We start from the raw sequence: 13,769 nt of genomic DNA, 5'->3' as shown, positions 1-13,769 counted from the left end.
GTGTACGCCATGTCGAAGATCATCGGGATCGACTTGGGCACGACGAACTCGGTCGTCGCCATCATGGAGGGCGGCCAGCCCAAGGTTCTCATCAACTCGTCCGGCAACCGGACGACGCCGTCGGTCGTCGCGTTCACCGACAAGGGTGAGCGGCTGGTCGGCCAGCCCGCGAAGCATCAGCAGGTGACGAACCCGAAGAACACGGTCTACTCGATCAAGCGGTTCATGGGTCGGCGGCACGAGGAAGTGACGGACGAGGAGAAGCGGGTGCCGTACCAGGTGCTCGGGGCGGCGGGGGACTTCGTGCGGGTGCGGGTGCGGGACAAGGAGTACACGCCGCAGCAGATTTCGGCGTTCATTCTGCAGGAGTTGAAGAAGGTCGCGGAGGACTACCTCGGGGAGAAGGTGGACCGGGCGGTGATCACGGTGCCGGCGTACTTCAACGATTCGCAGCGTCAGGCGACGAAGGACGCGGGCGAGATCGCCGGTCTGAAGGTCGAGCGGATCATCAACGAGCCGACGGCGGCGGCGCTGGCGTACGGGCTGGACAAGAAGAAGAACGAGAAGATCGCGGTCTTCGACCTGGGTGGCGGCACGTTCGACATCTCGATCCTGGACGTTGGGGACGGGGTGTTCGAGGTGCTGAGCACGAACGGCGACACGCACCTCGGCGGCGACGACTGGGACCAGCGTCTGATCGACTTCATCGCTGGGGACTTCAAGGCGCGCGAAGGCATCGACCTGCGCGGCGACCCGATGGCGATGCAGAGGCTGAAGGAGGCCGCGGAGAAGGCGAAGATCGAGCTCTCGACGATGCAGGAGACGACGGTGAACCTGCCGTTCATCACGGCGGACCAGCACGGGCCGAAGCACCTGCAGGTGACGGTGACGCGGAGCAAGTTCGAGTCGTTGTGCGAGGACCTGTGGAAGCGGCTGCGCGACCCGTGCCTCAAGGCGCTCAAGGACGCGAGACTGGACCCGTCGAAGATCGACGAGGTGGTGCTGGTGGGCGGAGCGACGCGCATGCCCAGGGCGCAGCAGATCGCCCGCGAGATTTTCGGGAAGGAGCCGAACAAGAGCGTCAACCCCGACGAGGTGGTGGCGATCGGCGCGGCGATCCAGGGCGGCGTGCTGCAGGGCGAGGTCAAGGACGTGCTGCTGCTGGACGTGACGCCGCTGTCGCTGGGGGTGGAGACGCTCGGCGGGGTGATGACGCGGCTGATCGAGCGGAACACGACGATCCCGACGAGCAAGAAGGAGGTCTTCTCGACGGCGACGGACAACCAGCCGAGCGTGGAGATTCACGTGCTGCAGGGCGAGCGCGAGTTTGCCCGCGACAACCGGACGCTGGGGCGGTTCACGCTGGACGGCATCCCGCCCGCGCCGCGGGGCATGCCGCAGATCGAGGTGGAGTTCGCGTTGGACGCGAACGGCATCCTGCAGGTGACGGCGACGGACAAGGCCTCGGGCAAGAGCCAGAACATCCGCATCGAGAACTCCGGCGGGCTGCAGAGGGACGAGATCGAGCGGATGAAGCGCGACGCGGAGGCTCACGCCGAGGAGGACCGCAAGCGGCGCGAGTTGATCGACGCGAAGAACCGGGGCGATTCGCTGGTGTACCAGACGCGCAAGGCGCTGGACGAGCACGGCGGGAAGGTCTCGGCGGAGGTGCGTGCCCGGATCGAGTCGGCGGTGAGCAACCTCGAGAGCAAGATCAAGGGCGACGACAAGGCCGCGATCGAGGCCGCGGTGCGGGAGTTGGAGACCTCCTCGTCGGAACTCGGCCGGATCATCTACGAGCAGGCGGCCAGGAGCACGGGCGGCGGCGGGGGCGCGGCGTCCGAAGGCCAGGCTGGGGGCAAGGGCGACGACGTGATCGACGCGGAGTTCGAGGTGAAGGACGATCGGTGATCGCACGCGGGTGACCTACCGTCACGACGGACGCAACCACGCCCCGGGGGTCGAACCTCCGGGGCGTGGCGGTTGTGGGGTGCGTGCGTGTGCGGGTGTCAGGCGGCGCGGCGGCGGCGGACGCAGAGGACCGCGCCGGCGGAGAAGAGGGCGAGCGTGCCGGGGGTGGGCACGAGGGTGAAGGTGATGAGTGCGGACCAGTCCTTGAAGGCGTTGAGATGCTCGTTGGCGAGAGCGTCGTTGACGAGCTTCTGGAGGGCGGCGTCGGTGGCGCGGAGGTCGCCGATCTTCGAGACGCCGCGGTTCCCCGTGCCGTCCGCGCCGTCGTATCGCCAGTCGAAGGCGGTGAGGAGTCCGAACTGGGTCTTGCCTTCGAAGTTGACGGAGTCGTGGTCGCGGACGACGAGGATGTTGGTGAAGTCGAGGAAGTCGCCCTTGGGCGCCTTGGGGTAGTCGATGAACATGGACCACTTCTCGTCCTCGCGGATCGCGCCGCCGTCGAACTTGTTGGCCTGCCACTCGTTCTTGAAGTGGTAGTAGTAGGGGACGTCGTCCTCCGGGCTGCCGGAGACGTCGCCGGACTGCGGGTCGATGGCGGGCGCGCCCTTGGGAAAGAGGGGCTTGTAGCCGTCGGAGAGGTCGCGGACGACGTTGACGTAGTCGAAGTCGTAGTGCTTGTCGAGGAAGGCGAAGTCCTTGTGGAACTCGAACTTCGAACTGACGGCGTTGGCGTTGCCCTTGTAGCCGGAAGCGGCGTTGATCGTGCCGATCTTCTGGGGCTTGTCGAAGCCCTTGACGCTGGCCATGACGTCCACGGCCAGGGGGTCGCCCGCGAGTGCGAGGCAGGCGGCTTTGGCGATGGTCGCCGCCGCGATGAGAAGTGCGAGAGTTCCGCGATTCCGGGTGGTGCTGCGTGCCATTGTTTCGCTCCATTTGCTGCTGCGTGCCGGGGTTCGGCCCTTTGCCATCCCCTCTCGGGGAGGAACGGAGGCGGCGTCGGCCGCTCACGCGCCGGAGCGAAGAAGTTGTGCGATGGCCTCGGCCATGGCCCGGGCGGCGTTGCCGCGGTGGCTGACGCGGTTCTTCTCGTCGGCGGAGAGTTCCGCGCTGGTCCGTGTGAAGCCGGGGGCGACAAGGAAGAGGGGGTCGTATCCGAAGCCGTTCGAGCCTCGGGGGACGTCGCCGGGGAGGCCGATTCGGCCTTCAAACGTGCCGCGGACGAGGGCAACAAGCCCGCGGGCGGACTCTTCGAAGGGACTCCGGCCTTCATTCGTCGGGCTGGGGCCTTGATCCCTCGGGGCGGGGCCTTTCAGGCCCCGTCTCCGCCTCTCCCTCTCCTCAATCTCCTCCCCCGCCATGAACGGGTATTTACGCCAGTCATCAACAAGCCCTGCCCTGATCGGGTTCATCCCCGTGTATTCAACAATCTCGGCGTACTCGTCGGCCGACCGGATGATGCGATCAAAGTACTCGTCCTGCCAGAAAGGTCCGGACGTGTTTCGAAGTGCATTGATCTTGCTGGCCGTGAACCCTTTGACGCTTTGCATAAGCCACGGAATCGACACCCACTCGTCATCCGTTGCACGGAGCGGAGTGACGATCAAGTGAACATGGTCGGGCATCACAACGACAAGATGAACACGCACTCGGAGTTGATGCCAATGCATGCTGGCGGCGAGCACGATCGCACGCTCAGCCTCGGTCAGGGAGCCTGAGCGGACGCAGAAAGTCAGGAAGTAGGTGGAGCCACCATGTTCCCAGTGTGGGAGGAGGTCGGAGGTGCGCGTGTGCAGACTTGCTGGGGTGAGCCAGCGTTTGGCGAGGGGGGGAGGGGGGGAGACGGGGCCTGAAAGGCCCCGCCCCCGGGAGGGTGGAGGACCCGCCAGTGCCATCGCACAGACGAATCTCGCCCCCCGACGCTCGAGCGGCACGTCCCGCAGATCGCGCAGCAGGCGTTCGTTGTTCAGGCGGTCGCGTTCTGCGCGGGGGAGGTCGGTCTCGCGGCCGTCGGAGTGGTAGCGGGCGCTGATGACGCCGGGTGCGCCGCCGAGGGCATCGACTTCGAGGCCCGAGTCGTCGGCGAGGCAGAGGCGGGCGGTGCGCACGGCGTAGGCGAGAGCCTTCAGCGCGGCGTTCTCTTCGAAGGTGGAGCCGGGTTCGTCGGGTTCGGGGCCGGTGTCGCCGGCATCGGCGAGCGAGAGCAGTTCGATGCCGAGCGGGCCGAGGATGGCGCGCAGTTCCTCGAGCTTGTGCGGGTTGCCGGTGGCGACGACGATCGGTCCCATCGTCGGGAGGATAGTGCCGCGTCGTGGGCGGTCGCGGTAGGCTTGGCGCATGAGCAGGCGTGAACGGGCGGAGATCGCACGGGCCGCGGCGGACGCGATCGAGCGTGCGGGCGCGACGGGATTGAGCGGACGTTGCGCGCTCGTGGGCTTCGACGGGTTCGTGGACTCGATCATCCGCGTGGTCGATCGTCGGCGGAGCATGGAGGGGGAGGACTTCGAGCGGATCGGGACGATCGGGGAGTTCGCGGGCCGGTGCGCGGCGGCGGCCGGGCGCAGCACGAACCTGGAGTTGTGGGTCGATGAGGACCGTTTCGGCGGGAACGGCCCGCTGACGGCGGGGGCGCTGGGTCGGCTGGGCGTGCCGGTGTGCTTCGTCGGAGCGGTGGGGCGTGAGGACGACCCGACGCGGATCGCGCCGATCTATGAGCCGTTCGCATCTCGGTGCCGGGAGGTCGTGAGCGTCGCGGCGCCGGGGCATACGGATGCGCTCGAGTTCGACGACGGCAAGATCATGCTCGGCAAGACGCGGAACGTGCAGGCGGTGACGTGGGAGCGGATAGTCGGAACACTCGGCGTGGAGGGCCTGCGCCGGCGGGCGGAAGAGGCAGCGCTGATCGTGATGGTGAACTGGTCGTTGTGCGGCGGCGTGCCCGGCATCTGGGAGGGGCTGATCCGCGAGGTGCTCCCGGGACTCAGCGCGCGGCAGGGCGGGCGTCGCGTGCTGATCGACATCTCCGATCCGGCGAAGCGGAGCGACAGCGACCTGCGCGGCGCGCTGGCGGCGATGGCGAGCATGAACACGCTCGTGCCGGTTACGCTCGGGCTGAATCTCGCGGAGGGCGAGCGCATCGCGCGCGTGCTCGGCGTCACGGGCGCGGAGGACAGCGCGACCTATGGTGAGTCAGTCCTTCGGCTGGCGTCGAGCGTGCGCGAGCGGGCGGGGCTGGCGTGCGTCGTGGTGCATGTGCGCGAAGGAGCGGGCGGCGCGACGGATGGCGGCGCGAAGGCGTGGTTTGACGGGCCGTTCACGGCGCGACCGCGGCTCTCGACGGGCGCGGGCGATCACTTCAACGCCGGCTTCGGACTGGCGCAGGCGGTCGGGCTGGCGCTCGACGAGTGTCTCGCGGTCGGGTGCGCGGTGAGCGGGGCGTACGTGCGCGACGGGGAGTCGCCCACGGCCGAGCGGCTCGTCGGCTTCCTGCGAGCGTTGCCCGTGCCCGAGCTTGGATAGAGGGGTGGGGACCGCCCCGTGCGGGCCTAGAGTTCGCTCATGCCCCATCCGTTGCTCGATGCGCTCGGCGTCGCCGACCACCCGCGCGTGGTGGAGCCTGGCGCGGCGCTTGGCGCGGGGTTCATTGTGTCCACGAACCCGGCGACGGGCGATCCGATCGCGGGCGTTCGGCTGGACGACGGCGCGTCGTGCGAGCGCACGATCGTGGAGGCGGACGCTGCATTCAGGCGGTGGCGAGAGGTACCGGCGCCGGTGCGCGGCCGGGTGGTGCGTGCGATCGCTGATGAGTACCGGCGTTTGCGCGAGCCGCTGGGGCGGTTGGTGAGCCTCGAAGTCGGGAAGATCGCGTCCGAGGGCGTGGGAGAGGTGCAGGAGACGATCGACATCGCGGACTTCGCGGTGGGCCTGTCGCGGCAGTTGCACGGCTGCACCATGCCGAGCGAACGTCCGGGGCACCGGATGTACGAGCAATGGCTGCCGCTGGGCGCGATCGGCGTGATCACGGCGTTCAACTTCCCGAACGCGGTGTGGGGCTGGAACGCGATGCTGGCGGCGGTGTGCGGTGACACGGTGGTGTGGAAGCCGAGCCTGCTGGCGCCGCTGACGGCGATCGCGACGAACTCGATCGCGGAGCGGGTCGCGTCGTCGATGGGGCACGAGGGCGTGTTCCGGCTGACGATCGGGACGGATGAGGAGGTGGGCGAGCGATTGATCGCGGATCGCCGTTTGCCGCTGATCAGCGCGACCGGATCGTGCCGCATGGGCAGGCGTGTCGGGCAGGTGGTGGCGCAGCGGCTGGGTCGGTGCCTGCTGGAACTGGGCGGGAATAACGCGGTGATCGTGGAGCCGGACGCGGACCCTGGCTTGGCGATGAAGGCGGTGCTGTTCGGCGCGGTGGGCACGGCCGGGCAGCGGTGTACGACGACTCGCCGGCTGATCGTTCACGAGCGCATCGCCGATTCGTTCGTGGATTCGCTGGTCGAGGCGTACCGGAGGATTCGCATCGGCGACCCGCTGGACCCGGGGACGCTCGTGGGGCCGCTCATCAACGAGCGAGCGGTCGAGGGCTTCGAGGGCGCGATCCGTGCGGCCCGCGCGCAGGGTGGCGAAGTGCTGGTGGGCGGCAAGCGCGCGAGCGTGCCGGGTCTGAAGGGGCACTTCGTGGAGCCGACGATCGTGCGTGCGCCGGCGTCGGGCGAGCTGCCGATCGCGATGGAGGAGACGTTCGCGCCGATCCTGTACGTCTTCACGTACCGCGACCTGGAGCGGGCGATCGGGATGCAGAACGCCGTGCCGCAGGGGTTGAGTTCGGCGATCTTCACGTCTCGGATCGCGGCGGCGGAGAGGTTCCTCAGCCCGGCCGGGTCCGGGAGTGATTGCGGGCTGGCGTACGTGAATCTGGGGACGAGTGGGGCGGAGATTGGCGGGGCGTTCGGGGGTGAGAAAGATACGGGCGGAGGGCGTGAGTCCGGCTCGGACTCGTGGAAGGCGTACGCACGTCGGCAGACGTGCACGGTCAACTTCGGCGGGGCATTCCGGCTCGCCCAGGGCATCCAGTTCGGAGAAGAGCAGTGAGCGAACAACGGGTAGCGGACGCGTTGGCCGAGGCCGTCATCGCGGAGATCACGCCGGGCATGATCGTCGGCCTGGGAACGGGGCGCACGGCGTCGCGCGGTGTGGTTGCGCTGGCTGAGCGTGTGAAGGAGCATGGACTCGAGGTTCGCTGCGTGCCGACCAGCCACTCGACGGAGACGCTGGCGCGCTACCACGGGCTGCAGGTGATGGACTTCGCGATGGTGGAGAGCGTGGACCTGCTCTTCGACGGCGCTGACGAGGTGGACCCGCAGCTGCGGATGCTGAAGGGCGCGGGCGGGGCGATGACGCGCGAGCGCATCGTGGCGTGGGCGTCGAAACGGCGCATCTACATGGTGGACGAGCGCAAGATGGTCGATCGCCTCGGCACGCGCACGACGCTGGCGGTGGCGGTGCTCGCCTTCGGGCTGTCTGCGGTGCGGTCGGAGTTGCGGTCGCTGGGGCTGAACGGGGTGGTGCGGCGGACGATCAAGGGAGAGCTGTTCATCACCGACAACGGGAACCTGATCGTGGACGTGGCGCTGGGCGAGCACGACGTGGAGGAACTGGACGCCGCGCTGAACTCGATTCCCGGCGTGGTCGATCACGGGCTGTTCCTGACCGAGGCCGATGAAGTGTTCGTCGAGCGGGCGGACGGTTCGATTGACAGGCTGCGTCGCGAGGGGTGATCCCGCGGCCGCTTGACCGGGGGTCAAGGCGGGTTGGACCGCGAGTCAAGTCCCTTTCGGGCTTCTCTTTCCGAATGCTTGGTGGTCGCGGTGCCGCGTGCGGCGAGCGACAGCCCGGCTGAGCCGGAAGGAGACGACCGTGATCTGCCTCAAACCGAAGCCCGACCGCTCCTCGGAGCCTGCCCGCCGTTACGTCTACTGGATCGATCCGGCGGCGTTCGAGCGAGTGAAGTCTCGGCTGCGCGCGATGGGATACCGGCTGCGTGCCGCGCCGCTGACGCCGTGCCAGGCTTTGCGGAGCCGGGGCCGGCGGCTGGTGTACACCCCCCCCTCCAGGTGGAACGGGTTCTGCAATCGGCAGGGGTCGTGGTACCGCGAGTCGATGCGGGCCGGGCTCTTCATGCTCGTCGCGGACCATCGTCTGCCCGATGGGCTGGAGGCGTTCCTGGCGGTCGAGCTGGGGGCGTCGGACTTCGAGCCGGAGCGGATGCCGGGCGAAGACGAGCTGGTTGCACTCATTGAGTCCGGCGAGTACCGGGACGCGAAGCCGGGGGACTGGGAGCGCGTCAACCGGCTGGAGGCCGCGCTCATGCGGTGGCTGTTCCGAGTCACGCGGTTCTGGGGGCGTGGGGAGACGCTGCGCCGGCACTGGCTGGGCCACCGGGCGAACCACGCGAACTTCTTGTCGGGCCGGTTCACGGCCCGGATCGACGGCGAGGACGTGGCGCACAGCGTGACGGGGAACGCGGGCGTGTGCTCGTCGTGCGCCGAGTTCTTCGACCTGGTCTCGCCGGGCAGACGCAAAATGGTGCGGGCGTGCCCGGGGTCGGTGACGTTCGCGGGGATGAAGCGGGACGTGTTCTACGACGTTCGTCCGGTCCGGCTGAGCGTGAGCGCTCGGTCCGGGGGAGTCTCACAAGGAGTCGGATCATGAAGCGGTATCTGATCGTGGGCTATGCCCTGGCGTGCTGGGTGATGTTCCTTGGGGTGTTCGCGTACGCGTGCGCGTTCGTCGGCGGGTTCCTCGTGCCGACGACGCTGGACGGGCCGCGGTCGGACCCGCTGTGGCTCGCGCTGTGCGTGAACGTGGGGTTGATCGCGGTGTTCGGCGTGCAGCACAGCGTGATGGCGAGGCAGTGGTTCAAGCGGTGGTGGACGCGGTTCGTGCATCCGGCGGCGGAGCGGAGCACCTACGTGCTGATCTCCAACCTGCTGATGATCGTGCTTTTCTGGCAGTGGAGGCCGATGGGGGGCGTGGTGTGGCACGTTGAGCACGAGGCCGGGCGGATCGCGCTGTGGTCGCTCTTCGCGGCTGGGTGGCTGCTGGTGCCGGTGTCGTCATTCATGACGGACCACTTCGACCTGTTCGGTGTGAGGCAGGCATGGCTGCACTTCAAGGGCGTGCCTTACCGGCCGCTGCCGTTCAGGACGCGCGCGCTGTACAAGACGATGCGGCACCCGCTGTACACCGGGTGGTTCCTGGCGTTCTGGTCGACGCCGACGATGACGGTCTCGCACCTTCTCTTTGCCGTGCTTCTGACTGTCTACATCCTTGTCGCGGTGCGGTTCGAGGAGCGCGACCTGAAGGAGTTGTACGGCGAGGACTACGAGCGGTACACGCGGACGACGCCGCGCTTCGCGCCGAGGGTGATCCGGCGGGGGGCTACTGCCCCTGCGCGAGGCTGAAGCCGGGCCGGCCGTCGTACATCTTGAGAGGCTGGAAGTCGGTAACGGGGAACTTCTCGGCGATGCGGTTGAGGAGCGCGATGGCGGCGGCCTGGCCGTAGCGTCCGAGTTCGGCGGGGTTTCGCAGCTCAAAGCGTACACGGTAGTAGTCCACGACCTCGGTGAAGACGGAACCGGAGGGCCAGACCTGCGTGCCGCGGTTGGACATCATGGTGAGGGTGAAGGGGGTGTGCTCGCAGAGGCGCTGGAGGTGGGCGGCGAGTTCGGGCGGGCTGATGGTCGTCTCGACGTAGACGTCGCACCCGGCGTGGTGGCTGACGACCTGCGTGAAGGTCTGGATGAGGGTGTTCATGCGCGGCCGCTCAGGGCGCGTGAACGAGGGTGCGTCGCGTTCGGGCACGGGGACGGGTGGTGCGGAGCGGGGCGTGCTGCCGAGACGATCGACGATCGCGCGGGCGAAGGGCATGGTGCCGACCGGTTCGCGTGCGGGGTCGCCGAAGTCAGCGGTGCGCACGCCGTCCTCGAGTGTTGCGAGGAGGGCGTTCTCGATCGTGGCGGCGATGCGAGTGAGCCCGACGTGGCGGAGCATCATCAGCCCCGAGAGCAGGAGCGAGGTGGGGTTGGCGATGCCCTTGCCGGCGATATCGGGGGCGGAGCCGTGGACGGCCTCGAAGATGGAGACGTGCTGTCCGATGTTCGCGCTGGGTGCGAAGCCGAGTCCGCCGACGAGTCCCGCGGCGAGGTCGGAGACGATGTCGCCCTGGAGGTTGGGCAGGACGACGAGTTCGTACTTATGGGGACGGAGAACGAGGTTCATGCAGAGAGCGTCGATGATGGCGTCCTCGTGCAGGATGCCGGGGTAGTCGGCGGCGGCGGCGTGGAAGCGTTCGAGGAAGAGGCCGTCGGTCATCTTCATGATGTTGGCCTTGTGGCCGCAGGTGACTCGGGAGAGGCCGAGCCGTCGTGCGAGGTCGAAGGCGGCGCGGTGGACCTGGTCGCAGCCCGGAGCGGAGATGAGGCGCTTGCACTCGACGACGTCGTTGGTGAGGCGGTGCTCGATGCCGCCGTAGGTGTCCTCGACGTTCTCGCGGACGACGTAGAAGTTCACGGGCACGCCGGCGCGGGAGAAGACGGTCTCGACGCCGGGCAGGGCGCGGAAGTGTCGGATGTTGGCGTAGGCGCAGTACAGCTTGCGGAGTGTGACGTTGATGGACTTGCCACCCCCCCCCTTGGGCGTCTCCATCGGTCCCTTGAAGACGAGTCCGCAATCCTCGACGGCGGCGAGGGCATCGTCGGTGACGCCGCGGGAGTCGCCCTGCTCGAAGACGGCTCGGCCCATCCGGACGGGGACGAACTCGAGGTGGTTCGTCGCGCGGGCGGCCTCGAAGACGGCGAGGACGGCCTGCGTGATCTCGGGGCCGATGCCGTCGCCCGGGGCGAGGGCGACGCGGACGGGGGCGGACATGCGGGATTCCTCCGGCGTGACGGGGTTTCGGGGGGCAAGGATAGCGCACCCCGCCACGGGATCGGCTCGTTCGCGGACGCTGTTCAGTCGCGCGGGCCGGCGGCTCGGCGGAGGCGGTCGGCGACGGCCCGCCACGCGGGGGGCGGCTCGTCGCCATCCCACGGCCTCTCGACGACGATGAGATCCCCCGGGCCGTGCTCGTCGGCGTCGCGCAGCGCGGCGTAGAGGCCGCGCGCGTAGTCGGCCGGGTCGGCTGGCATTGCGATCAGGCGGACCGTCGGCGCGGCGGGCATGGGGCGCGCGGCGATGACGGTCATCGGCTGCTTGAGATCGATGCCGGCGAGTTCGTCCGGCGCGAGCACGACGCGCTTGCGGGGGGCGTAGTGCGTGCGCATCCTGCCGGGCGATGCGCGCGGGGAGGCGTCGTCCGCCGCCGAGGGGGGGGCTTCGACGACGGGTCTGCCCAGCACGCGGGCGATCTCCTCCGCGCTGACGAGGCCGGGGCGCAGCACGCGCGGCGGGTCTTCGGCGAGCGAGACGACGGTGGATTCGATGCCGACGCGGCAGGGGCCTCCGTCGAGTACAAAGACGTGCCCGGCATCGAAAGCGGCGCGGACGTGGCCGGCCGTGGTGGGGGAGACGAAGCCGGAGGGGTTCGCGCTCGGTCCGACGAGCGGGCCGTTGAAGACTTCGAGCAGGGCGAGCGTGAGGGGGTGATCGGGGCAGCGCACGGCGACGGTCGGCCCGCCCCCGGTGACGATGTCCGGGACGCGCTCGGCCTTGGGGAGCACGATGGTGAGGGGCCCGGGCCAGAAGGCATCGGCGAGCGTGTCGGCGTCGGCGGTCCAGCGGGCGACGACCTCGCGCGCCATCGCCGGGCCTGAGACGTGAACGATGAGCGGGTTGTCGGCGGGTCGGCCCTTGAGGCGGAAGACGTGGGCGACGGCGTCGGCGTTCAGGGCGTCCGCGCCGAGGCCGTAGACGGTCTCGGTGGGGAACGCGACGATGCCGCCCGCGCTCAGGCGGCGCACCGCCTCGGCGATCTGCTCGGGGCCGGCGTCCATGCGGGACTTTATTCCGGCTCGGCGCGGGCGCGGCCTCGCGTGCGGCCCGTGAGGGCCTCGTCGGCGTCGGGGACGACAAACTCGATGCGGTTTCGTTCGAGAATGGTCCCGACGGCGGCGTGGTACTGGCTGATGGAGGCGTTGAAACTGGTGAGTGCCTCCATCTCGGCGCGCTCGGCGGCGGCGAGCGATTCCTGCTGGTTGAGTTCGAGGGCGAGGCGCTCGGCGGTGAGGCCGGTGAGGAGCTCGTTCTCGACCTGCAGGGCGCGGAGCGACTCGGCGGAGGCGATGCGAGAGAGCCGGGTCTGGGCGATGAGCTGGTAGTTGAGCGTCACGGCGTCGAGGGCGTCCTTGACCTCGCGGACGATGCCCTGGACGGTGTTGCGGTAGGAGATGACGGCCTGCATGCGTTCGAGCCTGCGCTGGCGGAAGCCGGCTTCGGCGGCGCGGTTGCCGATGGGCTGCTCGAAGAAGAGGCCGACGATGTAGTCGATGAACTTGCCGTCGAAGACGCTGTCGTAGACGCTCAGGTCGTCGTCCATGCCGTGGAAGCGAATCTGGCCGCGCATGTCGAGTTGCGGCAGCCGCTGGTTGGCGGCGACGACCTGTCGGATGGAGGTGTCGTCGATGGAGATGACGGCCTGCTCGATCTCGGGGCGCTGGGCGAGGGCGGTGGAGAGCGCTCCGAGCAGGCTGAACTCCATCGGGGCGTCGATGGGCTGATCGACGGGCAAAACAAGCACCTCGGAACCGACGGTGAGGTCGGGGTCGTTCATCAAGATCTTCAGGCGGTTGCTGGCCTGGCGGAGCGTGACCTGGGCGGCGATGACGTCGGACTTTCGGCGTTCGACGCGGGCGATGGCCTCGGCGACGTTGGCGGGTCGGGCGTCGAGGCCCTCCTCCTGGCGGATGCGGAGCATGTCGCGGACCTGCTCGCCGCGCTGGAGAAGCCGCAGGAGGATGGCGAGATCGTGGTGGGCGCGGACGAGCTCCCAGTAGGCCCGCTCGGTGTCGTTGGTGAGTCGGATCAGGTCGCGGCGCAGTTGGGCGACGGAGTTTCGCTCGGCGTTGCGGCTGAGGCGGACCTGCGCGAGGGCGACGTCCGATCCGAAGTTGCGCAGCAGGGGCTGGTCGATCTGTGCGCTGACGGTGAGCGCGGTGGCGGGGTCGGGGGAGAAGTTCTGACCCGGGGTGGCGAAGTCGGTGTACATCAGCTCCTGCTGCACGGTCAGCCGTCCGCCGCTGGTCAGCTGGCGGCGCAGTCCCGTGGTCGATTCGACGATCTGGCGCTGGTCGAGGCCGGTGCCGATGGGGAAGCCCGAGGAGGACTGGGACGGCCGCATCTGGTCCTGGCTGGTCCACTGGAAGTTGGAGAAGAAGGTCCAGTCGAAGGCGGCCTCGGCGGCGACGATCTGGCTCTGGACGATCGCCGGGGCGATGCGCGCGAACTGCACTTCGAGGTTGTTCTCGACCGCGGAGCGCACCGCGCGTTCGAGGCTCACGGCGACGGTGCGCTGCGGCAGGCCCATCAGGTCGGGCGTGAGCGGTGTGGCGGCGACGTTGCGCGAGCCGGGTCCGGCCATCTGCTCCAGTTCCGCCATCAGGTGCGGAGGGATAGGCAGCGGCTGGGCGTCCGCGCTGCGCGTGGTCGCGCGGCGTGTGGGGTCGCGCTCGGCCTCGGTCATTTCGCGACGGACCGCCTCGACGACGGATCGGCGCAGGTCCGCTTCTGTTCGGGGAGCGATGGGCGAGGCGCACCCGCCCACCGCCGCGGCCAGCCCGCAGAAGAGCAGCATCCGCGGCACGGCCCGTGGCAGGGTGGCGTTCATTCGTGGGGACAACCTAGCCGCCGCTCGCCGTCCGGTC

11 protein-coding genes and 2 pseudogenes are annotated in these 13,769 nt (G+C 69.0%); 6 read left to right on the top strand and 7 right to left on the bottom strand.

Going from position 1 to position 13,769, the window contains the following annotated elements:
* The first annotated feature begins 9 nt into the window (after window positions 1-9).
* Window positions 10-1,911: a molecular chaperone DnaK gene (gene dnaK / locus FBT69_07795; protein ID MDL1904693.1), complete on the top strand. Its 1,902-nt coding sequence runs from the start codon at window positions 10-12 to the stop codon at window positions 1,909-1,911.
* A 98-nt stretch (window positions 1,912-2,009) separates the two neighbouring features.
* Here the strand turns inward: dnaK and FBT69_07790 are convergent, their stop codons facing one another.
* The 4 genes and pseudogenes from FBT69_07790 to FBT69_07775 form a co-directional block, all read right to left on the bottom strand.
* Window positions 2,010-2,831 carry a hypothetical protein gene (locus FBT69_07790; GenBank protein MDL1904692.1) on the bottom strand — a complete coding sequence of 274 codons (822 nt, stop codon included), beginning with the start codon at window positions 2,829-2,831 and terminating at the stop codon, window positions 2,010-2,012.
* A gap of 84 nt (window positions 2,832-2,915) precedes the next feature.
* Entirely contained in the window at window positions 2,916-3,320 is a 405-nt protein-coding gene (locus tag FBT69_07785; GenBank protein MDL1904691.1) for a hypothetical protein, read from the bottom strand.
* 6 nt (window positions 3,321-3,326) lie between these two features.
* A pseudogene (locus tag FBT69_07780) lies at window positions 3,327-3,803 on the bottom strand (hypothetical protein).
* Between the two features lie 123 nt (window positions 3,804-3,926).
* A pseudogene (locus tag FBT69_07775) lies at window positions 3,927-4,196 on the bottom strand (hypothetical protein).
* Between the two features lie 49 nt (window positions 4,197-4,245).
* On the opposite strand from FBT69_07775, the gene FBT69_07770 reads away from it, so the two are divergent.
* The 5 genes from FBT69_07770 (at window position 4,246) to FBT69_07750 (ending at window position 9,374) form a co-directional block, all read left to right on the top strand.
* The gene (locus FBT69_07770; protein ID MDL1904690.1) at window positions 4,246-5,427 is read left to right on the top strand and encodes a carbohydrate kinase family protein; all 1,182 of its coding nucleotides are present in this window, start codon (window positions 4,246-4,248) and stop codon (window positions 5,425-5,427) included.
* 39 nt (window positions 5,428-5,466) lie between these two features.
* Complete coding sequence (locus FBT69_07765) at window positions 5,467-7,002, top strand: aldehyde dehydrogenase family protein (protein MDL1904689.1); 1,536 nt, start codon at window positions 5,467-5,469, stop codon at window positions 7,000-7,002.
* Window positions 6,999-7,688: a ribose 5-phosphate isomerase A gene (rpiA, locus tag FBT69_07760; GenBank protein MDL1904688.1), complete on the top strand. Its 690-nt coding sequence runs from the start codon at window positions 6,999-7,001 to the stop codon at window positions 7,686-7,688. Before FBT69_07765 ends, rpiA begins: the two co-directional genes overlap by 4 nt.
* A gap of 139 nt (window positions 7,689-7,827) precedes the next feature.
* Window positions 7,828-8,622, top strand: a complete 795-nt coding sequence (locus FBT69_07755; GenBank protein ID MDL1904687.1) for a hypothetical protein — start codon at window positions 7,828-7,830, stop codon at window positions 8,620-8,622.
* Entirely contained in the window at window positions 8,619-9,374 is a 756-nt protein-coding gene (locus tag FBT69_07750; protein ID MDL1904686.1) for an isoprenylcysteine carboxylmethyltransferase family protein, read from the top strand. Before FBT69_07755 ends, FBT69_07750 begins: the two co-directional genes overlap by 4 nt.
* Here FBT69_07750 and FBT69_07745 read toward each other — a convergent pair.
* The 3 genes from FBT69_07745 to FBT69_07735 form a co-directional block, all read right to left on the bottom strand.
* A complete protein-coding gene (locus FBT69_07745) occupies window positions 9,352-10,839 on the bottom strand; it encodes an isocitrate dehydrogenase (protein MDL1904685.1) in 1,488 nt (495 codons plus the stop codon). The two genes, FBT69_07750 and FBT69_07745, sit on opposite strands and share 23 nt — an antisense overlap.
* 83 nt (window positions 10,840-10,922) lie before the next feature.
* Window positions 10,923-11,903: a threonylcarbamoyl-AMP synthase gene (locus FBT69_07740; protein MDL1904684.1), complete on the bottom strand. Its 981-nt coding sequence runs from the start codon at window positions 11,901-11,903 to the stop codon at window positions 10,923-10,925.
* 8 nt (window positions 11,904-11,911) lie between these two features.
* A complete protein-coding gene (locus FBT69_07735; protein MDL1904683.1) occupies window positions 11,912-13,732 on the bottom strand; it encodes a TolC family protein in 1,821 nt (606 codons plus the stop codon).
* Between the last annotated feature and the right edge of the window lie 37 nt (window positions 13,733-13,769).

Source organism: Synechococcales cyanobacterium CNB (assembly GCA_030263455.1).
Taxonomy (GTDB): Bacteria; Planctomycetota; Phycisphaerae; order Phycisphaerales; family UBA1924; genus CAADGN01.
Note: the sequence above shows the minus strand (reverse complement) of the source record. Positions and strands in the feature narration are given on the sequence as shown.